Below are 20717 nucleotides of genomic sequence, written 5' to 3'. Positions count from 1 at the left end.
AAACCTCTACTTAAATCTATTTAAATACTCTAGCTCTGCTTTTATAAAGTCGTCTTTTCGGCCAATATCTAGCCAATACTCATGAATTGGAAAAACACCAACTCGCCCATTTCTGATTTTTAGATCCGACAGGAAAGAAGGCATATCTAAATAACTGTCAGGCGGAATATGCTTTAAAATACTCGGCTTTAAAGCGTAAATCCCGGCATTTACCAGATAAGAATGAACAGGCTTCTCTTCAAGATATGACATTTCGCCTTTATCAACATGGACAACTCCAAAAGGAATTTGATGGTCATACTGGCGCACACACATCATTGCATCAAACTCGTTCTGAAGGTGGTGATCCAACAAAGAAACAAAGTCTACTTGCGTAAGTAAATCACCGTTCATTACTACAACTGGTAAATCATTAATGGGTTCATACAAACTCAATGAACCCGCCGTACCCATACGACTCTTTTCTCTTAAATACTGAATGCGTATGCCAAACCTTTCTCCGTTTCCAAAGTATTCTTCAATTACGTTTGACATGTAATTTACAGAAAGAAAAAAATTTTTGAACCCGGCCTTTTTAAAATTTTCGATAATAATTTCTAAGATTGGTTTCTCACCAACCTTAAGCATCGGCTTAGGACAGTTGGCCGTTAGCTCTCCTAATCGGGCGCCGAGACCGCCTACCATCAATATAACTGCATTCTCCCTTAAGGAGTTTTCTTCTTGCAGTTCATCTATAGATGCGATTCCGACCAATCTTCCATTTGCGTCAATTCTTGGAAGATGATTAATCTGGCTTTTTCTCAGCAAATTTAATGTTTCATTGTCATTCATTTTGGAAGACACGACTATTGGTTTTACATTCATTACTTTTGAAACCTTTTCTTGCAGCGCCATTCCGTTAAGAATTCCCCTTCTAATGTCACCATCTGTAAGAGTGCCACAGAGCTTGCCATCATCGCCAACGACAACAGAAAACTTCAGTCCTCCCGCCTCAATTACTTTCAACGCATTAATAATAGAATCTTCAGGATGTACTTTAAATCGGCCCCAGTTATTCATAAAATTCTTTTTTCATAAATGGTTTAAAGAAAGTTTTACCCATAATATCGCATATTGTTTTTGCTGCCGATCCATTGCCGAAAGGTGAATCCTTAACATCAATGCCAGCGGCTTTAGCTTTCGCAGCGCTTTCCAATGCTAATTCAAATTCTTTTTCATTAACACTGGTATCTGACCAGACATCAATTACAGATCCGGCTCGTTCGCGTCCCCGCTGCCGGTTACCGATATTAATAGTAGGCGTTCCCAACGGCGCTGCCTCATACAGACCGCTGGATGAATTTCCCACCACCGCAGTTGCCAATCTCACCAAAGATAGATATCTAACCATTCCCAGGGACTGCATATAATAGAATCCGTCCTCATGAGCGGCTGCAAACAAATTCAATTGCTCATGAACCCAGTCATTTCCCTGATCCGCATTACTACGTGTAGCGATAACTTTAAATCCTTTTGAAATCCATTTATCCAGAACGTTAAGAATTGCGGGAACCTGCAACTTATCAGCCTCGGGAGTCCCCGTTTCCGGATGATAAGTCATTACTATAAACGGAAATGTTGTGTCTATTTTTAGATCCTTAGACAGTTCTCCGGCCCCCAATAAAGAAACTGACTTAATATTATCAATTGCCAACGCACCGACATTGAATACTCTTTCAGGATTCTCACCCATCCGGACGATTCGATTCATTGACTTTGATGATGAAGGAAAATGAAGGAAAGATAGCTTCGTTATACAGTGTCGATATTCGTCGTCCAAAGCTCCCGAACTCACTTCTCCCCCGTGCAAATGGCACAAAGGAATCCCAAGGGAATGAGCAACAATTGCAAAAGCCAGAGCCTCAAAGCGGTCACCCAAAACCACTGCAACGTCAGGAACGTTCTTAACTAAAGTCACAGTGAACGATTCGATACATTTGCTAAAAGTGGAAAGATGAGTTCCATCGAGATTCTTCATGCTTATTGGGACTTCATAAAATGCTTTCCAGCCCATTTTTTGTATTTCAGTGTACGTGTATCCATGAGCATCGTCCAAATGAGTTCCCGTTACGAACAAGCGTACGTTAAACTGACGTCGGTGTGACATCTCCCGAACTAACGGAGAGAGAAGGCCGAAATCTGCACGAGTACTAGTAAATACACATACATTCATAGTTCAATTTTCTCGTTTTCCAAAAAGTCTCTGACCGCAGTTTTTCCAAGAATTTCATACCACTTCATCGGAGATATACCATCTCCAGGTCGACGCGTGGTTAGATTATCAGAAGTAAACTCTTCTCCTTTTTTAATCGGCTTTTTCGCCACGATCGACTTTCTCGCCACTGCTCTATTTTTAAATTCACTTGGCGAAACGATTTTTTCACTGACACCTAAAGCCATTTCGACATGACGAATACTAGATATCATCGCCTTCAATTCGTGTGGTTCCAAGGATGACTTGTGATCAGGTCCCTTCATCTTACGATCAAGCGTAAAGTGCTTTTCAAGCACCGAAGCTCCCAAAGATACAGCTGCAATGGGAATTTCAATTCCTAAAGTATGATCAGAATACCCAAAAGCAACCCCAAACTCTCGGCCAAGTGGCGCCATTGCATTTAAATTCACGTCGGAATAAGGGGTGGGATACTCAGTATTGCAGTGGAGGATGGTAATCTTATCTTTTGATAAGCCTTTGCTTAGGAAAACTGAAACAGCATTACGAACATCAAAAATATCCGACATTCCGGTTGAAATAATCACAGGCTCGTTACACTCGGCGATAAACTCAAGGTATGGAAGATTGGTAATCTCCCCACTCGGAACTTTCCATAAACCCATACCTAGTGTCTTAAGAAATTGAAGACTTTCCAAATCAAAACCAGTAGAGAAGAAACGAATGCCCTTTTTGGAGCAATAATTTACCAAGTCATGATGCGCCTCAAAAGACAACTCAAGATTTTTCAACATCTGATACTGGCTCTGATCAAGCTCCCCAGTATTTTGAATCTGATATTGAGCCATTTTGGCGTCTTTAGTAACCAAAGAATCTGCCTTAAAGGTTTGAAACTTCACATAATCGGCACCAGCTTCGGCTGCAGCATCAATGAGCCTACAAGCGGTCTCAAAGTCACCGTTATGATTGACCCCAGCCTCAGCTATAATAACCGTTTTTTTAGATATCATACCTATCCCTTACGAAACACCCAGCAGGTATTACTGCTGCCTCAGAAACCAGCCCCTTTTCCCTGACGGTCGCATTACTTCCCAAAAAGGCTTTATCCATTATCCTTGCCGAACCATTTACAACAGCCGCTGTCGAAATATGACAGTGGTTGCCAATTTCAGCATCATGCTCAATCAGAGACTTTGTATTAATAATACTGTTTATTCCAATTCTTGCCCTGGCGTTAACAAGAGCGTCGTGCATGACAATAGTACCCAAACCTACCTCAGCCGAGGGGGCCACGTACGCGCGAGGCGAAACTACGATTGCTAACTCCGCACCAGATTTAATCAAACTTTCAAAAACTTTTATTCTCGGAGAGGCGCTTTTTATCTGTCCTATTGTAATAAGAAAACTTGAATTATTTTGGATGTACTTAGAAATATCCTCATCGCTGCCGATAATTGTATATCCTAAAATTTTTTCGCCTACTTTTTCAGGTAAATCAAAAACGCCTCGTATATTAAATATACCAGTCGACTCGATGACATCAATGCATGAAGCGCAGTGCCCTCCCGCCCCAATCAAATATAGATCTTTCAACCTATCCTCACACTACTTGGAAGATTAACGATACGATCACGAAGATATCTAGCCACTTGAAGATCAGAAAACTGACTATTCTTATACATTGGCAATTCTGACATCAACTGCCAAATCGGCCGTGTCATAACCCCCGCCCCATTCGTTTCCCTCAAGAACAAGTCGCGCTGTTCACGATTATCCAAGACAATTGCATTCAGCCAATAATTGGAGCGCGCATCTGCTGGCTCTCTGACAAACTGAATACCTTTTTTATCAAAGAACGCTCCGTATTCTTCCGCGATTGCTCTTTTTGAAGAAACAAATTCTGGTATACGTTCAAGCTGCCCAAGGGCAAGCGCAGCGTTAAGGTTTGGCATTCGATAATTAAATCCAACTTCGTCATGATAAAAATCCCATGCGTGGGGCACTTTAGCGGTGGTTGTCACATGCTTTGCGCGCTTTCCCAGAGCAGCATCACGGGTGACAATCAATCCCCCACCACCGGCAGTTATAATTTTATTGCCATTGAAGCTGTAAACGCCCATTTTTCCAAATAATCCAGTATGGACGCCTTTATATAGACTTCCCACTGACTCAGCTGCATCTTCAAGAACAGCAATATGAAAACGACCACAGATCGATACAATTTCTTCAATATTTACTGGATGTCCAAAAACATGCATCGGCACACAAGCTTTGATGATTCTGCCTGTATTTTTGTTGCGGCAAACACCGTCACGTACCTCCGCGTTTTGCGTAAGAAACTCTTCCAAAACCAACGAAGAGAGTCCTAGATTTTTAATATCACTATCAAGAAAAACAGGATGCGCGCCACAATAGGCAATTGCATTGGCAGTCGCTACAAATGTGAGAGCTTGCGTAATAACTTCATCGCCGGGACCAACATCTAACAGATGAAGAGCCGCGTGAAGAGCGGACGTCCCATTGGAGGTAACAATCGCATGGCCACCACCAATATACTCTGCAAATTTCGATTCGAACTGATCAACAAACTTACCAACGGAAGAAACAAACGTGGAGTCTATAGCCTCATTTACATATTTACGTTCATTACCGCCAAAGATGGGCTCATGAAGCCCAATAAAGGATCTTTCCCCGTAAAGGTTTTTGATAAATCCGATAACGTCATTAAACATTGTAGATATCAGCCTTATACTTTTTTAAATTCTCGGGATTTAGAAACCACTCAACAGTATTTCTAAGACCCACTTCAATCGTATACTTTGGTTCAAAACCGGTAAGAGATTTAATCAAAGAGTTATCACACCATAGACGATGTACTTCCGACTTTTCAGGTCGAATGCGTACTTCATCGCGCTGATAGTCGACCTCAGCGTTCATTATCTTTCCGATTAATGATAGCGTATCCTTAATTGAAATTTCATAATTTGAACCAATATTAACGGTCTTCCCAATTGCAGCTGCGCTGTTCGCCAAAGCCAGGAAACCTCGGCACGTGTCAGCAACATAGTTAAAGTCACGCGTCGGAGACACATCACCTAGCTTCAAGACCCTTTTCCCTGAAGCAATTTGAGAAATGATCGTAGGAATCACAGCTCTTGCGGATTGACGAGGACCATAGGTATTAAATGGACGAGCAATTGTTAATGGAAGACCGAACGAATTATGAAAACTCATGGCCATCGCATCCGCAGAAATTTTTGATGCACTGTAAGGGGATTGGGGCTGCAGAGGATGCTTTTCATCAATCGGCACATAAACAGCTGTTCCATAAACTTCACTCGTAGATGTATGAATCACTCGTGGCACACCCGATTCAAGTGCAGCCTTGCAGATATTGAGCGTTCCGGTAATATTAGTTTCAACATAACTTTGTGGGGCCACGTACGAAAAAGGAATAGCAATTAACGCTGCAAGATGAAAAACGGTATCTACACCTTTAACAGCCTCCTTGCAGAAAAACGGATCTCTAACATCGCCACTGATAACTTCAAACTTTCCTTTATAAGGCGAATCTTCAAGCCATCCCCAATTGTTAAACGAGTTATATTGAGCTAGCGCTCTTACGTCATACCCTTGCTCAATAAGCATTTCCGTAAGATGAGAACCAATAAAACCATCCGCACCAGTTACGAGTACCTTTTTTGACAACTTACACCTCATGATAGGAGTGCAAAACACTATTCCCTTAAATGAAAACAGTCCATTGAAAGCACGGACTTGACGAATGGCGCCATTACTTATTTTTTAATACGAAACAGGTATGCGCCGAGCCAGGTCTTCTTTAAAAAGATATATAAACACCATTTTTTTTGATGCAGAAATAAATTTATTCCACTAACTTTGCGCTGAACAAAAGTTGAAATTACATGAAGGCACGCAACATGAATACGCTTGATGTTGGTATCATTCAACTCGATACCAAATGGGAAAATCCAGAAGAAAATCAAAAAAAGATCGAAGAAATTTTATCCCAAAATAAGTGCAAGCTGGATTTAGTTGTTCTTCCTGAGATGTTTTTAACAGGGTTCTCTTGTGAAAACGTGGATATTTCACAGGAAAACAGCCAAAAATCTCTGAACTGGATAAAAGAGTTTGCCCGCTCCCAAAAAATTCATTTCATGGGCAGTCTTAAATTCCGAGATCAAAATAACCTAATCAGAAACAGATTATTCTTAGTTGCTCCGGATGGCGAGACGCAACACTATGACAAAAGACACCTGTTTCCTCTGTCCGCAGAACGTGAAAATCTGAAAGCTGGAGATGAAATCAATGTCTTTCATCTGAGTAACTGGAAGATTCTTCCACAGATTTGTTATGATTTAAGATTTCCAGTTTGGGCTCGAAATACAACAAATTATGATGTCTTAATAAACGTAGCCAACTGGCCGACGACTCGAAGAGACGCATGGAAAACACTAATTCGAGCTCGCGCAATCGAAAATCAGGCTTATTCCGTCGGTGTAAATCGGATCGGCAGGGATGCTGCAGGGCTAACATACACAGGTGACTCTATTATTATTGACCCTCTTGGAAACGAAATTCTGCAATGTGGAAATATTGAAGGTCTGTTCAAAGTTACTTTAGAAAAGAATAGCATCAGTGAAATTAGAAGTACGTTTCCATTCCTAAAAGATATGGATAATTTTACCTTAAAGGTCACCCATGAGTAATATTAGCACTGAGAACTATGTTGTCCGAATAGTTCCAGGCAAAATTCATTCGGCTAAAAAAAGTTCGTCGGAAGCCGTTAAGCAGGTTTTCAATGAACTTCATACGTCCTACTTCCTTAATAAATCTGAGTTGAAAAGTAGAATTTTTGGTAAAAGCTTTGGAATATTCACCTTGGCTATCGACCCTATTTTCCAGGCCATTACTTATTTTTTCCTAACTGCCTACATTTTTAGGGGTGCCATCGAGACCAGCTTTTTAAGTCTCTATGTAACTGTTGTTTTTTGGCAGTTGTTTTCCAAACCTCTATTAAATGCAGGCTCTGCACTTGGCGCAAACTCTGGAATTATTAAACAGACCAACTTCCCTCTGAGGATCGTGTTTTTCTCATTCTTTAGCCTGGAATTTATCCTTTGGTTTATTAGTTTCGGAGTTTTGTTAGGATTTTTACTTTTAAACGGCGTCCTGCCAAATGCAAGATGGGTTCTTATTCCGGTTTTAATTCTAATTCAGTTTGCGATGACTGCCGCACTGTCATTTCCAGTTGCGATACTCGGTGCTTATTTCAAGGATATAACCTCAGTTTTGGCGCCTTTGTTGGGCATTTGGTTTTACCTGTCGCCAGGAATCTACAACAGAGAAAAAGTACCCGAAGCATTCAGATGGATTTATGACCTAAATCCTTTTTCGTCGCTGTTTGAAGCCTACCGGTATATCTTTTTTGAGAAAGGCGAACTCTTCCCCATTAGTTTGGTTTTAATTTTTATTATCTCAATCATTGCTTTGTTAGTTCAGGCAAATGTGTTCCGTCTCCTACTCAGACGCTTATATAGTTATATTTAAATGATTTTAAATCCGCTCACAAAAAACCTAAATCTAGAACGCAAAATATCGATATCTACAGATAGTATCGACCAGTACGCCAACATCATTAATACTCAAGGCGTGATTCGTAAAGATGATAAAAAAATCTCATTTGTAGCTTTAGGCAACAACTGCAGTCTTTCAGTGAATACTTTAGATATTAAAAATAATTTCCTGTTAGATCTCACTGTGGATCTATCTACGAATTCCAGTAACAACTTTTATGTTGGTCTTACGAATGCAGACGAATCAATTCTTTTTCGTCTAACGAAAGAAGGTGTGGTATATTGCAAAGAGGCCCTATTTTTTGAGGTCGGAAATCCAAACGCCCTACAAATTGAGATTGCCGTTACTAACAACGAATGGCAGTTATTTTTAGATGGCAGACCCCAGTTAAAACGAACAATCGTTAACCAAGTAAATATTTCTTCAATATATTTGCAACTTCTCAGCGACTCTGCAGACCTAGAGGCTGGACTTATCAAATTGGATTTAAGTGCCATTAAATCCGGACAATCCGAACTTTTGAGTCAATTGGATGACTGGAATCAGCGAGAGCTTACTCACCTGATTCAAAAGCAGGATTTTATGGGCCTAATTGGATTTCTCAAGGTTCAATCGACGCCAAAAGAAGCATTAAGGCCCTTTAAATCAAAAATTGAAAATATGATCTCTAAACACATGCAATTTTTTCCGAATGATGCATGGCTAGTTCATGAGTTATCAATTTATTTTGATGTCGAATTTCAGGAGCAGATTCTAAAAAACCTCAACATCGTTATTCCCACACCTATCGTTGAGGTTAATGATCTTTCTATTAAATTTAATAAAAACGCGCATAAGCAATTTTCTTTATTAAATTTATTTAGAAATAGATCCAAGGACGAATACGTCGCTCTTCGTGATGTTAACTTCAAAGCGTATCCCGGAGATATTATTGGAATCCTTGGCGCTAACGGTGCTGGTAAGTCGACTCTTTTGAAAGCCATTGCTGGTTTATTAGATATATCTCGAGGAGAAATAATCATTCGAGGTCATCATATTCTATTGAGCCCCGGGCTCGGCATGCGTCCGGAACTTTCCGGCAGAGAGAATATTTATCTTGCATGCTGCTACATGGGATTAACTCCCACACAAACGGATCAGCTTTACGCAGAGATTTTAGATTTTTCCGAGCTGGGCGAAAAAATTCACATGCCGTACAAGTACTATTCAGATGGCATGAAGAGCCGCTTGGTGTTCTCTATCGCAACAAGCATTGCACCAGAAATTCTTATGCTTGATGAAATTTTAGGAGCAGGTGATATAAAGTTTCAGCAAAAAGCAGCAAACAGAATGGATGAGCTTCTAAAAAAGGCCAAGCTCGTTCTGCTAGTGACTCATAGTATTCAAATTGTTGAAAAAAAATGTACAAAAGCATTACTGATTTCTAAGGGTAATCAACTCTATTTTGGTTCGCCTAAAGAAGCTGTTGCCAAGTACTTAAACGAACTGCATATGGCTCCCCCGCCAACAATCACCACTGACTATGATGAAAAAGTTGGTTTTCTCGGCGAACTGATCGATGAATAACTTTAAAGTCGTTCATATAAATGACGTAGCTAATGTTTCCAACACCCTTGTTCAAACACTGCAAGAAATGGGAGTTAATGCGGAACTCATTCATCTGCAACGTCCGTTTGCACGGAAAATCATCTGCACCAAACTCTTGGGATTACCGCTCAGACTGGCCTCTGCCCTGAAAATTCTTTGGTCTTTGCGCAAAGAGAAGAACGTAATTCTTCATATCCATTACTTTAGCTCTGCGCTTTTTTTTATTTTTACTCGGCATAAACTTGTAGTCCACGCTCACGGCACCGATATTCGCATGCCGCTGAACAAGTTCAGATTTTTGGTGAATAAGCTAATAGCTAAGTTTGCCGACATTGTTATTTACTCAACTCCCGATCTTTGCGAATCAGCGCAACTACTCTCTAAAAAAGCAATTTATCTCCCCAATCCTCTCCGCATTGACAGAAATTTGAGACCGTCAACTCAGCATGGAAAGATATTGGTGTTTGCAGCCCTAAATGAAAATAAGGGGGCTCTCCATTTGATTGAAGCAAGTACGGCATTCTTAAATAAATTTCCGAGAGCGGAAATCACGTTTCTAAAAATGGGAAGCTTGCTTGATAGAGCCAATGACGAAAGATTTCAATTTGTGGCACCGGTATCGCCCGAAGAGATCCCGGCACTGCTAGCAAATTACTCAATAGTAGTAGGACAACAAAAAATAGGTGCATTAGGAATGTCGGAAATAGAAGCTATGGGTATGGGACTTCCGACAATTTGTTATTTAAAAGGGCATTCTGAATACAAGGAATGCCCAGTCCTAATTTCTAATGACTCTTCAGAAATTGTTAATCACCTATCAAACTTATTTCTAAACCCAGATTTAGCCCGCGATATAGGTGAAAAAAGTCGAATGTGGACGGTTGCTCATTTTTCTCGAAAATCAGTGAGTGAAAAACTTTTAAAGATATATTACTCACTCTACTAAGAGATCAGCCTTTCTCCTGCGGCTTTAGCTAGCTCCAACACATGATCAGTCAGATACTCATGACAGCAATTGTTTACCGGAATCCATTTTCTATCCAGCAAATCACTTTGAGTACGGCCACAAGCACAAATTCTTCTGATTGGCTTTGCAGGAAACCCCGTCGCCAACGTAAAAGGCGGAATAGACTTAGTGACCAACGCTCCTGCCCCGACCATACTAAAACTTCCAATACGAATACCACATCTAATAATGGCACCAGCACCTAACGAGCAACCAGTCTCCAGATAAGTTTCACTGACATCCCATTTTTTTGAACCAGCACGGGGAAACATATCATTTGTAAAAACAACATGGGGACCAACGAACGTGGATTCAGCAAGTGATACACCATTATAAATAGAAACACCGTTTTGAACTCGACTTCCCTTTCCAATAATCACTTTAGAATCGACGTAGCAGTCTCTTCCAACTGAACAATCTTCAGAAATTCTTGCACCTCTACGAACATGGGAAAAATGCCAAATTTTTGTATTTTCGCCAATTAAAACGCCATCTTCAATTATCGCCGTTTCGTGAATAAATGGATTCATGGATTCTCCACAAGAATGTCGACGTTTAATTTATACACTTTTCTACTTTGTGAACATTTCCATTCACCGATGCCTTCAAGGGGTAACGGGATTTTCTCACCAAAGGCACTCATCCAACCGATTTGCTTCGCAGGCACTCCCGCAACCATCGCAAAATCTTTAACATCTTTTGTCACGACCGCACCAGCCGCTACAAACGAATACTTCCCGAGGGTAACACCACTAATGATTGTTGCATTAGCACCAATGCTAGATCCCCTACGGACAGTCGTTTTTTTATATTCGTCCTTGCGGCTTACTTCCGCTCGGGGATTGGTGACGTTGGTAAAAACCATACTAGGTCCACAAAAGACATAATCTTCAAGATAAACATTGTCGTAAATCGACACGTTATTTTGGATTTTACAACCAGTTCCGATAATAACATCGTTTCCCACATAAACATTTTGGCCCAACGAACAATTATCACCGATTTTGGCTTTTGCGCAAACATGCGAAAAATGCCAAACTTTACTTCCATTTCCAATTTGAGCGCCATCGTCCACTACTGCCGTCTCATGCAAAAATACGCTCATTTATAACTCCGAATCATTTCGACCAGTCTGATTCCAGGTCGAGAGTCTTCAATACCAAAGCCTCCAGAGTTTAAAATCTCTGAATAGACTTTTTTATGGAGATCGGTAAATCCTTCTGAAAACTCAAACTCTTCGCCATCAATTCGTAAGGACCGAAAAGTGGATTTTCCCTTGCTGCTAGCTTCAAGCGGAAGCTTATTGCGATCCACACTTAAGATCCAAGAAACATCGGCTTTTTCAAGCTCTAAACTACCTTTTTCAAGTGTCATGGTTCGCTCATCGACTACTAGCTTTGTACACTCACCAAATATCCAAGTAAGCATATCAAAAAAATGAACACCAATATTAGTACTTAATCCGCCAGATTTATTCACATCGGCTTTCCAAGACTGAAAGTACCAATGACCTCTTGACGTAATGTAATCTAAGTCAACTTTGAATCTTCGATTGCCGATTGCTAAAATCTTTTTCTGTAGTTTCAAAATTTCTGGATGTAGGCGAAGCTGGAGAATGGTATGCACCTTCTTACTACATTCAACCTCAGCTTTTTTCAAGTCATCCAACTCGCTTTCGGTAAGCACTAACGGCTTTTCACAAATAACATGGCAGCCCCGTGATAAAGCAAATTTAATATGGGTCTTGTGCATGTAATTGGGTGAGCAAATAGAAATGTAATCAATAGCTTTTGAGGTTTTCTGCCGAGCCTCAACAAACTCCGCGAACTTCTCAAAATCCGTAAAAAACTGGCAATCCGGAAAATACCGATCTAGTATCCCGACCGAATCGTTCCTATCATAAGCCGCTACAAGATTATGGCCCAAATCTTTAATAGCTTCTAAGTGCCGAGGAGCAATATACCCACCAACGCCGATTACAGCAAAATCCATACACTATGCCTTTACTAAATTCTCTTTTTTCTGGCGATACTTGCCTCGAGTATCAACAAGTATTTTTGAAGAGTTCAGAATCATTTGATAATCAAATTTGTCGTGGTCCGTCGTTAAAACAACGCAGTCAAAAGCAGCAAAAGCCTCCGGACTTAAAGTAACCGATTTCAGATCAAAATTATGTTCTCGCATTTTCGGAAACACCGGAACATGGGGATCAGAATATTCCACAATTCCGCCGGCTTCTCTTATGATCTCCATAAGATTTACAGATGGAGACTCTCTCATATCATCAACATTTTTTTTGTACGCTATACCCAAAACTAAAAATTTTGAACCGTTGACCGATTTCTTGGACTCATTAAGAGCTTGAACTATTTTTCCATACACATATTCAGGCATTGCATGGTTCACTTCACCAGCCAGTTCAATAAATCGCGTGTGCAAACCAAACTCACGTGCCTTCCATGTCAAATAAAAAGGGTCGATAGGAATACAATGACCACCAATTCCCGGTCCTGGACGATAAGGGACAAATCCAAATGGTTTCGTAGAGGCTGCATCAATTACTTCGTGAATATCGATACCCATTTTATCGGCCACAATTTTCATTTCATTGACCAAGCCAATATTTACTGCGCGATGAATATTCTCTAGCAGCTTCGTCATTTCTGCCGCTTTGGCCGAACTTACAGGAACTACTTTTTGAATAATTTTTTCATATAGAGCCACCCCGACCTCCAAACAAGCTGAGGTGACACCTCCAACGACTTTCGGAATCGTTGCCGTGGAAAACTCTGTATTACCCGGATCTTCTCTCTCTGGAGAGAAAACTAAAAAAACATCCTGACCTACTTTTAGACCCGACTTCTCAATTCTTGGCAGCAACTCTTCGTCTGTTGTGCCTGGATAGGTTGTACTTTCCAATGAAATTACTTGCCCTTTACGAATGTACTTACTGATCGTGTCGACCGTGTCTGTAACAAAACTTAGATCTGGCTCACGAAACTTATTTAGCGGCGTGGGGACACATAAAATGATAGCATCAACCGACTCAATTTTTTCAAAATTTGTCGTAGCTACCAAACCACTTCTATTGGCGTCAGCTATTTTCGAAGGCTTAATATGCTCAATGTAACTAAGACCATTATTAATATTATCAACTTTTCGCTGATCAATATCGAATCCGATCACTTTGTATCCATTTTGGGAGTAACAAAGCGCCAAAGGCAAACCAACATAACCTAGCCCAACAACGCCAATTGTCGCCTTTTTTTCCTTAATAAGATGCGTCAAAGAGTTCATACATTCCTTAATTTTTTAGTGATACTAATCTCTCACAGACACAAAAGTAAAGCCTGATAAAATTCGACGAGTTTTGATGCAATGCTGGCGCATATTTTCATTTTCGAGATCCTTAAGACGAGGAGCTTGATCGGTTTTTAAGCCGCCAGATTTTTTAACAGCTTCCTCCTGGATCACGCCGTTGCCTTGTTCTATTTCGATATTTCTCAAAATATGAATGACCCGTTATGGGCTGTACTTCCTTTTTTCCATAGACAATTCCTTATTTATACCACCACAATATACCTTAAAGGTTGCCTAAGTTAAAAGGTGCAGATCCACCGGTAACCACCACCATCAAATCAGATAGATCTAAATCTTAAACAGGGAGAAAAAATGAAAAAAATTTTTATTGTCTTTTATTACGGTCTTAACCGATGTGACAGCATGGTCAAAGAACAGCTATCAATTCACTCAAGTGATTCAGATTTAATGGTTTTATAACCAACATCTGATGTCACGATAAACAGCCTTCACCGTTACGTTTAATAATTAACCCTTAATGCTCTTACTTTAACGGTTAAAGTAATAAGGGCGCTTTCGACCTTATTAGCTTCTCCATCGTCGCGAAAAGTATGCAACTATTTTTTTTCGGCTGCAGACAAAGCAAAGAGATTTATTTTCATGTTCCTTTTTTTTCGTAATTGACTGTAAAAGGATTTTTGATCAGAAACTTGATTTTGAAGCGAATTGTAGTGCTTCGCTAATTTTTCTGGAAATCCATTTAAAGAATCCGGTAACTTTAAGTCGTCTTTAAATTTAAAGTCTCCCCCAAAACCTCCAAATCTCACCGTCATGAACTGACTATTTTGGATATTCGGAGCTCGCCCATGCCAAGTATCATTTAAAAAAAGTAGATATCACCGACATCACCCGTAATTTCGTGAGATTTTCCTCTGAGTTTATGCTTTAATCACTTATTTAAAAGGCAAATATTAATTGCAAAAGGGTTCATATAAACTTTTTTATTTTCCAAGTAAGCTTTAAGTGAAACCGCGACCTGGCTTCCAAAGACGAAGTCCCAAATAGGATTAAATGGCAGATAATGTGTGCCGGGAATTACAGCCGTGCCACCGCTATAGGGTTTTGACATATCATCAAAAAAATTCCGAAGGTAAACTCCCCGGGGGTATCGCGATGCCAATTGTGGGGAAGCTGAAATGAGTCAACAGTATCACCCACCCCACTTGAACGCCGAACTAAATCCACCCTCAGCCGATATTCGGTACCCACAATTTGATCTAAGCAATCATTGATTTCAGGATTTGAAATAATTGTGTTTATCATGGATCTTAATTTCGGGCTTTTCCAAGCAGGAAATAATACCGTATGCATGAAGTCCGTGTAAGAAGAATTAAAATAAGCGTCATTTAAATCAGCATTGCAGTAACTGATATTTTTTCGATGTTTTATATCGGCGTCTAAAATGTAGTTAAGTTCTTTCTTGGCTTCAAGAGTTTCTTCAGTGGAGAAAAAATTATCAATTTAAAAAAAACCGTTTTTCTGAACTTTTTTTGTAAGATTGTTCATTTAGGTTCCCAGATTTATTAATAACAAGGAAATTTAGTTTATACAAAGTGTGACTTCATTTTGCTAGCCAGCATTGGCAAGAAATATTCTAACCGGAGGGGGACTTTTAGAAACCCTAAATACATCTAAAAGAATCATTTTCAGTAGAAAGAAATAACTTTAAACTTAAAATTTAAGGAAAATTGCATCTTCTAGAGTCCTTTTTAGGCACTCTTGCCACTCAACTGCATGAATGCCGAACGCCTTTTTCACTTTTTCATGATTCAAACGGGAGTTCGCTGGTCTCGACACTTTGGATCCAAACTCAGCCGACGAAATGGGCTTTATCTCCTTTACTGCAAAATGAAGATTCGGATGAATCTCACGAGCCTGGCTAATTATTTCACTTGCAAATAAATGCCAAGAAGCCTCTCCTTGAGTTGAAATGTGATATGTCCCACACTTATCTAAAAGTGAAGAGTCTCTAATAATTTGCGCTGTTACATCTGCAATATATCTGCAACTTGTGGGTGCTCCAATTTGATCATTAACGACTCGCAACTCGTCTCGCTCTTTAGCAAGTCGAAGCATCGTCAGATAGAAATTATTTCCTCTGTTTCCATAGATCCAACTCACGCGTAAATTTAAAAATTTGGCGCCGCTAGACTTTAAATTTTCTTCTCCATTAAGCTTACTTCTTCCGTAAGCATTCAGCGGAGAAGAAATATCTTCCTCAACGTAAGGTTCTGCCTTCGTTCCATCAAAAACATAATCTGTAGAATAGTGTACCACGAGAGCATTAATTCGCGCAGCCTCTTCACCGATGACACCTAACGCATACCCATTTACCTGAGCAGCCGTCGACTCCTCGCTTTCAGCTTTTTCCACATTTGTATAAGCTGAGGCGTTTACAATAATTTCCGGTTTGACATCACGGATAACCTTGCAAATGGATGAGCTATCTCGAAAATCGCAATCCCGGGAACCTAAAACATGAATTGCTCCCATGGGACTCAAACTCCGGCGAAGCTCCCAGGCCACCTGACCTTTCTCTCCGAAAAGAAGGATCTTTTTACCCATAACAAGGAGCATCCTTGAAAAGCAAACCTTGCTGATCTTTAGCAGATAGGATGACATCGCCAGAGGTTCTCCAATCAATATCTAGAACGGGATCGTTCCAAAGGATGCATTTTTCATCTTCTGGCGCATAATATTCTGTGGTTTTGTAAGCTACCTCTGCAATCCCATCCAATACAACAAACCCATGGGCAAACCCAGGTGGCACCCAAATTTGTTGCTTTTCCTCAGCAGACAAAAAGGTGCCAAAATGCCTTCCAAATGTCGGCGATTTTTTTCGCAAATCCACTACGACATCATAGATGCGCCCTTGGAGAACTCGCACCAATTTTCCTTGCGGCTTGGTTAACTGATAATGCAAGCCCCTTAAAACGCCCATAGATGAACGCGAATGATTATCTTGCACAAACAGTTCTTCGACACCTGTTAGTTCCGAAAACACTTTTTGATTAAAACTTTCGAAAAAAAATCCTCGTGCATCCCCAAAAACTTTAGGGTGAAGAATATAGCAATCTTTTAAAGACGTTGCCTCTAACCTCATTTTTCCTCTGCGACCTGAACAAGATAGTGTCCGTAACGATTTTTATTAAATTTCTTAGCCAGCTCAAGTAGATCAGATTTGGAAATGAACCCCATTCGGAAGGCGACTTCCTCAGGCGATGCGATTTTCATTCCTTGACGCTTTTCAATAGTTTGAATGAACGAGCTCGCTTCTAAAAGACTGTCATGGGTTCCCGTATCAAGCCAAGCAAAGCCCCGCCCCAACGTGTGCACTTTCAAATAACCGTTCTCAAGATAAATACGGTTCAAATCCGTGATTTCAAGTTCACCACGACTTGAGGGTTTGATGGATTTCGCATACTCAACAACTTTATTGTCATAAAAATACAAACCTGTGACTGCAAAGTTAGATTTAGGCTTTAACGGTTTTTCTTCGATCGAAATCGCCATGCCCTGACCATCAAATTCAACAACCCCATAACGTTCAGGATCTTGAACCTGATAAGCAAAAACACTAGCACCCTCCATCAATCCTACAGCCTTTTGCAGCAACGTGCTGAAACCTTGACCGTAATAAATATTATCTCCAAGCACCAATGCGCAACGATCGTTACCAATAAATTTTTCACCTATGATAAAAGCTTGCGCTAATCCATCTGGTGAAGGCTGCACAGCGTAAGAAATCTGAATTCCCCAACGCTCTCCATCTCCTAACAAAGCTTGGAAAAGAGGCGTGTCTTGGGGAGTTGAGATGACCAAAATATCACGAATTCCAGCCAACATCAGAGTTGTCAGTGGATAGTAGATCATGGGCTTATCATAAACCGGCAAAAGCTGTTTACTGACCGCCATAGTTGCCGGGTAGAGCCGAGTTCCCGAACCACCTGCTAGAATGATACCCTTCACAGTTTACTCCTTAAAAAGTGATCTAAAAAAGTCATATTCCCACTCGCGCACCCCATCATGCAATGAATTTTAATAGACAATCTGATCATAGCCTTCAAAATATGGTGTATTCTAAATAAATTCTGACGTGGGAAAAATGCGCAATCATGCAACCAGCAAGTGAATCTCGAACCAAATTATTTTTATCTGTATTTCTCATTGCAATCGCCACCTTGAACCTCATTTCGCGTACAGCTACCGAGTACAGCTTTATTATTTTTATTCTCGCAGTCATTGCCTTGAGTACACTTATTAAAAAGGAAGATTTGCAGCTAAAAAATATATTTTCCCGACTCAATATCGAATGGCAATTTACGATTTGGATTTTTGCAATAATAGCGAGCCACCTAATCAATAGAAACTTAAATGAATCCGAAATAAGTGAGATCGGAGAGTATCGCTGGATGTTGGGAATTTACCCTCTAGTTGCGGCACTCTTATTTACGGGAGTTAAGCGTTCTGGCTTACGCATCTTTTTACTCATCATAAGCTTGATGAATCTCTATTTTTTCATAAAATATTTTCTCCATCCGCCGATTCCGGGAGTGCTTGGATACCCAAGTCGCCTGACAGGCTTTTATGCAAGCCCCACCGACTTTGGGCACACATTGCTCTTTCCATTTATGCTCTCTTTGTGCTTTTTGTTACTCCCGGATAAAAATCGCAGCGTGGCGCAATTTTCGATTGATGTATTTATCACAACGATATTAACGACGAACTTGCTTTTAAGCTATACCAGATCTGTTCAACTGGCTTGCGCTATTGGCACAATCATACTTTGCTTTCATCTGGGTAGAAAATATTTAATCTCACTGATAGTTGTCATAACAGCTTTCTTAGCAGTTTCATACGCGACAAATTTTCTATGGATGGGCAACAGAATTAGTTTCAGCCTCACTCCCGCAAAAACCTATGACACTCAACGAATTCATGTAATTCAGGGAAACTGGGCTGTTTTTTTAGACAATCCTATTTTTGGCGTTGGCTATCACCACAACCAAAAACACTTAAGATCTTATTATGATAAATGGAATTTACCTGCGGACACACTACAAGCTCATGCCCATAACCAGTATTTAAACCTCCTTGCAGGTACTGGTTTAGTTGGTACCCTCGCCTATTTATTCCTAATGGGCACGTTTTTATACTTCAGTTGGAAAAACTATAAAAATGCTTCCCCAAACACTTTTGATCAGAATTTAGCACTAACGCTTTTTTTGATATTGGTATCTTTTGTGATTGCAGGGCTCACCGACACTAATTTCGAATTGCTTCCAGCAAAGTATTATCTGTTATTCGCCTGGGGTTTAATTCTATATCAAAAGCAAATCTTTAAAGCCGCTCGAAAGGAAGCTCCATGACCACCCTATCCATTGTCATTCCGGTTTTTAATAAACATCACCTGACAGACCGTTGCTTGGACTCCTTGTTGCAACATTCCAGCTCACCTCATCAGATTACAATCATAGATAACAACTCGACTGATGAAACGCCGACAATACTAAATGAGTGGAAGAAAAAATTTGAAGCTGCAAGATGGATTTTTAATATCGTCGTCAACGAAAAAAACGTAGGCTTCGGCCGCGCTATGAATCAAGGTGCAAAATTGAGCTCCGGCGAATATCTTTGCTTATTAAATAACGATACTTGGTTACTGCCGAATTGGGATCTTAACTTGTCAAAGGCGCTCGACACTCACCCCGAGCTTCAATTGGTATTCCCCTACATTGACGAAACCCACCCCTTCGACAAGGCAACACTTATTCAAAAGGGCACTCGCTTTGAACAAAAAAATAGAGAACGCCAGCGTCATACTTTTACAGGGGTCCTCATGTTCTTTAGAAAATCAGCCTTTGATCAACTTCAGGGATTTGATGAGCGCTTTTTTGTCTGCTACGAAGACACCGATCTAAGAGTTAGAATGGACAAAGAAGATCTTAAATACCGCATGGTTGGAAGCTGTTTTATTTGGCACCACTCCATGGGAACTCGTAGTGATACAAAAAACATTGTCTCAACCTACGAACAAGAAAGTCGCGCTAAATTTTTTGAAAAATGGGGATTTAACTTTTCTGACGTGGAGAAAACACTTCAAGCACGTTGGGAAAGACGTTGGACTAGATTTAAAAATAGATTCGGATATTTATAGAAGAGCACTAAGGCTTTCTTGCAACTATAACAAAGGAATCACGACGATCCGGAACCTCGTCCAGAGAAAATAGAACCTCCAGACTCATATGCTTTACAAGAGCAAGCATATCTTCCGTAATCCAAACATGATGATGAATAAGACCATTTTTGATCATCACTTCTGGAGTATATTTCGCGTAATGGGGAGCTAATCCACGGTTGATCACCATTTCCATCCATTCATTCAAATGAGTCTGATCATAAGATGATACATTCCCTTCATAATCATCAATATGATGCTGAAGAGTGGTGCGAGGGCGGTTGCGGTCAAAGGTTCTTTCTTTATGAGGAAGGAAGAGAAACAAAGTCCCGCCTCTTTTTAAAATTCGCTTCCACTCCAATAATACTTTAATAGGATTTGCCGTATGCTCCAGCATGTGTTCACTAAAAACAAATGCAAATGTTTCATCAGCAAATGGGATCTCATCACCACGACAAAAGAATTTGGCAGATGTCTTATCTGCCGCATGCTCTAGATATGCATCAGTAAGAACTGTCCGACTCATCGGAGCAATTGTGTGCTTGCCAACGCCAATTTCAATTCCTATTCCGTCTGGAGCATATTTTTTAATCAACCCCTTGGAAAAAGGGCGGGCAACTTCAAAGCGAAATTGCTTATAAATTGCCTTCCATCCATACTTTCGGAAAAGTTGAACAGCAAAACCAACATAATCGGTTTTCTTTAAATATTCTTTTCCGATTTCTTGCACGCGAACTTCCTTAATCTGAGCATTTAAAGTTTTCATCCTTTGATTC

The 20717-nt window shown here is 40.2% G+C and carries 21 protein-coding genes; 6 read left to right on the top strand and 15 right to left on the bottom strand.

Translation table 11 applies throughout. The features are described from left to right. Window positions 1–6 precede the first annotated feature (6 nt). Genes ACL934_RS08565 through ACL934_RS08540 form a run of 6 tightly spaced genes read right to left on the bottom strand, consistent with a single transcriptional unit; the run spans window position 7 to window position 5932 of the window. Complete coding sequence (locus tag ACL934_RS08565) at window positions 7–1059, bottom strand: nucleotidyltransferase family protein (RefSeq protein ID WP_413613337.1); 1053 nt, start codon at window positions 1057–1059, stop codon at window positions 7–9. Continuing rightward, window positions 1052–2212, bottom strand: coding sequence for a UDP-N-acetylglucosamine 2-epimerase (gene neuC, locus ACL934_RS08560; RefSeq protein WP_413613336.1), 1161 nt, complete (start codon window positions 2210–2212; stop codon window positions 1052–1054). The genes ACL934_RS08565 and neuC overlap by 8 nt, the downstream gene beginning before the upstream one ends. Then, window positions 2209–3222, bottom strand: coding sequence for an N-acetylneuraminate synthase (gene neuB / locus ACL934_RS08555; protein WP_413613335.1), 1014 nt, complete (start codon window positions 3220–3222; stop codon window positions 2209–2211). The genes neuC and neuB overlap by 4 nt, the downstream gene beginning before the upstream one ends. Next, window positions 3212–3805 (bottom strand): NeuD/PglB/VioB family sugar acetyltransferase, encoded by a 594-nt coding sequence (locus ACL934_RS08550; RefSeq protein ID WP_413613334.1) that lies wholly within the window; start codon window positions 3803–3805, stop codon window positions 3212–3214. The genes neuB and ACL934_RS08550 overlap by 11 nt, the downstream gene beginning before the upstream one ends. After that, on the bottom strand, window positions 3802–4944 hold the full coding sequence (locus tag ACL934_RS08545) for a LegC family aminotransferase (protein WP_413613333.1): 1143 nt from the start codon (window positions 4942–4944) through the stop codon (window positions 3802–3804). Before ACL934_RS08545 ends, ACL934_RS08550 begins: the two co-directional genes overlap by 4 nt. Beyond that, entirely contained in the window at window positions 4937–5932 is a 996-nt protein-coding gene (locus ACL934_RS08540; RefSeq protein ID WP_413613332.1) for an NAD-dependent 4,6-dehydratase LegB, read from the bottom strand. Before ACL934_RS08540 ends, ACL934_RS08545 begins: the two co-directional genes overlap by 8 nt. 221 nt (window positions 5933–6153) lie before the next feature. Here ACL934_RS08540 and ACL934_RS08535 point away from each other — a divergent pair, with 221 nt between their 5' ends. From ACL934_RS08535 to ACL934_RS08520, 4 genes are read left to right on the top strand one after another with little or no spacing between them, the layout of a single operon-like run. Continuing rightward, a complete protein-coding gene (locus ACL934_RS08535; protein ID WP_413613331.1) occupies window positions 6154–6942 on the top strand; it encodes a nitrilase-related carbon-nitrogen hydrolase in 789 nt (262 codons plus the stop codon). Continuing rightward, window positions 6935–7783, top strand: a complete 849-nt coding sequence (locus ACL934_RS08530; RefSeq protein ID WP_413613330.1) for an ABC transporter permease — start codon at window positions 6935–6937, stop codon at window positions 7781–7783. The genes ACL934_RS08535 and ACL934_RS08530 overlap by 8 nt, the downstream gene beginning before the upstream one ends. Then, a complete protein-coding gene (locus tag ACL934_RS08525; protein WP_413613329.1) occupies window positions 7784–9376 on the top strand; it encodes an ABC transporter ATP-binding protein in 1593 nt (530 codons plus the stop codon). Then, entirely contained in the window at window positions 9369–10343 is a 975-nt protein-coding gene (locus ACL934_RS08520) for a glycosyltransferase family 4 protein (RefSeq protein ID WP_413613328.1), read from the top strand. Before ACL934_RS08525 ends, ACL934_RS08520 begins: the two co-directional genes overlap by 8 nt. On the opposite strand, the gene ACL934_RS08515 is transcribed toward ACL934_RS08520, so the two are convergent. From ACL934_RS08515 to rfbA, 8 genes are all read right to left on the bottom strand, one after another. After that, the gene (locus ACL934_RS08515; RefSeq protein ID WP_413613327.1) at window positions 10340–10933 is read right to left on the bottom strand and encodes an acyltransferase; all 594 of its coding nucleotides are present in this window, start codon (window positions 10931–10933) and stop codon (window positions 10340–10342) included. The two genes, ACL934_RS08520 and ACL934_RS08515, sit on opposite strands and share 4 nt — an antisense overlap. After that, the gene (locus tag ACL934_RS08510; RefSeq protein ID WP_413613326.1) at window positions 10930–11508 is read right to left on the bottom strand and encodes an acyltransferase; all 579 of its coding nucleotides are present in this window, start codon (window positions 11506–11508) and stop codon (window positions 10930–10932) included. The genes ACL934_RS08515 and ACL934_RS08510 overlap by 4 nt, the downstream gene beginning before the upstream one ends. Further along, entirely contained in the window at window positions 11505–12395 is an 891-nt protein-coding gene (locus ACL934_RS08505; RefSeq protein ID WP_413613325.1) for a Gfo/Idh/MocA family oxidoreductase, read from the bottom strand. The genes ACL934_RS08510 and ACL934_RS08505 overlap by 4 nt, the downstream gene beginning before the upstream one ends. A gap of 3 nt (window positions 12396–12398) precedes the next feature. After that, window positions 12399–13700 (bottom strand): nucleotide sugar dehydrogenase, encoded by a 1302-nt coding sequence (locus tag ACL934_RS08500; RefSeq protein ID WP_413613324.1) that lies wholly within the window; start codon window positions 13698–13700, stop codon window positions 12399–12401. A 24-nt stretch (window positions 13701–13724) separates the two neighbouring features. Beyond that, window positions 13725–13910 (bottom strand): hypothetical protein, encoded by a 186-nt coding sequence (locus ACL934_RS08495; RefSeq protein WP_413613506.1) that lies wholly within the window; start codon window positions 13908–13910, stop codon window positions 13725–13727. Between the two features lie 1524 nt (window positions 13911–15434). After that, on the bottom strand, window positions 15435–16328 hold the full coding sequence (rfbD, locus tag ACL934_RS08490) for a dTDP-4-dehydrorhamnose reductase (RefSeq protein ID WP_413613323.1): 894 nt from the start codon (window positions 16326–16328) through the stop codon (window positions 15435–15437). Next, a complete protein-coding gene (gene rfbC, locus ACL934_RS08485; RefSeq protein ID WP_413613322.1) occupies window positions 16321–16866 on the bottom strand; it encodes a dTDP-4-dehydrorhamnose 3,5-epimerase in 546 nt (181 codons plus the stop codon). The genes rfbD and rfbC overlap by 8 nt, the downstream gene beginning before the upstream one ends. Further along, on the bottom strand, window positions 16863–17732 hold the full coding sequence (rfbA, locus tag ACL934_RS08480; RefSeq protein WP_413613321.1) for a glucose-1-phosphate thymidylyltransferase RfbA: 870 nt from the start codon (window positions 17730–17732) through the stop codon (window positions 16863–16865). Before rfbA ends, rfbC begins: the two co-directional genes overlap by 4 nt. A gap of 146 nt (window positions 17733–17878) precedes the next feature. Between rfbA and ACL934_RS08475 the strand changes: the two genes are divergently transcribed. After that, window positions 17879–19132, top strand: coding sequence for an O-antigen ligase family protein (locus ACL934_RS08475; RefSeq protein ID WP_413613320.1), 1254 nt, complete (start codon window positions 17879–17881; stop codon window positions 19130–19132). Further along, the gene (locus ACL934_RS08470) at window positions 19129–19920 is read left to right on the top strand and encodes a glycosyltransferase family 2 protein (RefSeq protein WP_413613319.1); all 792 of its coding nucleotides are present in this window, start codon (window positions 19129–19131) and stop codon (window positions 19918–19920) included. The genes ACL934_RS08475 and ACL934_RS08470 overlap by 4 nt, the downstream gene beginning before the upstream one ends. Before the next feature lie 7 nt (window positions 19921–19927). On the opposite strand, the gene ACL934_RS08465 is transcribed toward ACL934_RS08470, so the two are convergent. Continuing rightward, entirely contained in the window at window positions 19928–20707 is a 780-nt protein-coding gene (locus ACL934_RS08465; protein ID WP_413613318.1) for a class I SAM-dependent methyltransferase, read from the bottom strand. Between the last annotated feature and the right edge of the window lie 10 nt (window positions 20708–20717).

The sequence above is a fragment of the Bdellovibrio sp. HCB-110 genome (assembly GCF_047323225.1).
In the GTDB taxonomy this organism is placed as follows: domain Bacteria; phylum Bdellovibrionota; class Bdellovibrionia; order Bdellovibrionales; family Bdellovibrionaceae; genus Bdellovibrio.
The sequence above is the reverse complement of the archived record's forward strand: the minus strand, read 5'-3'. Positions and strand labels throughout refer to the sequence as shown.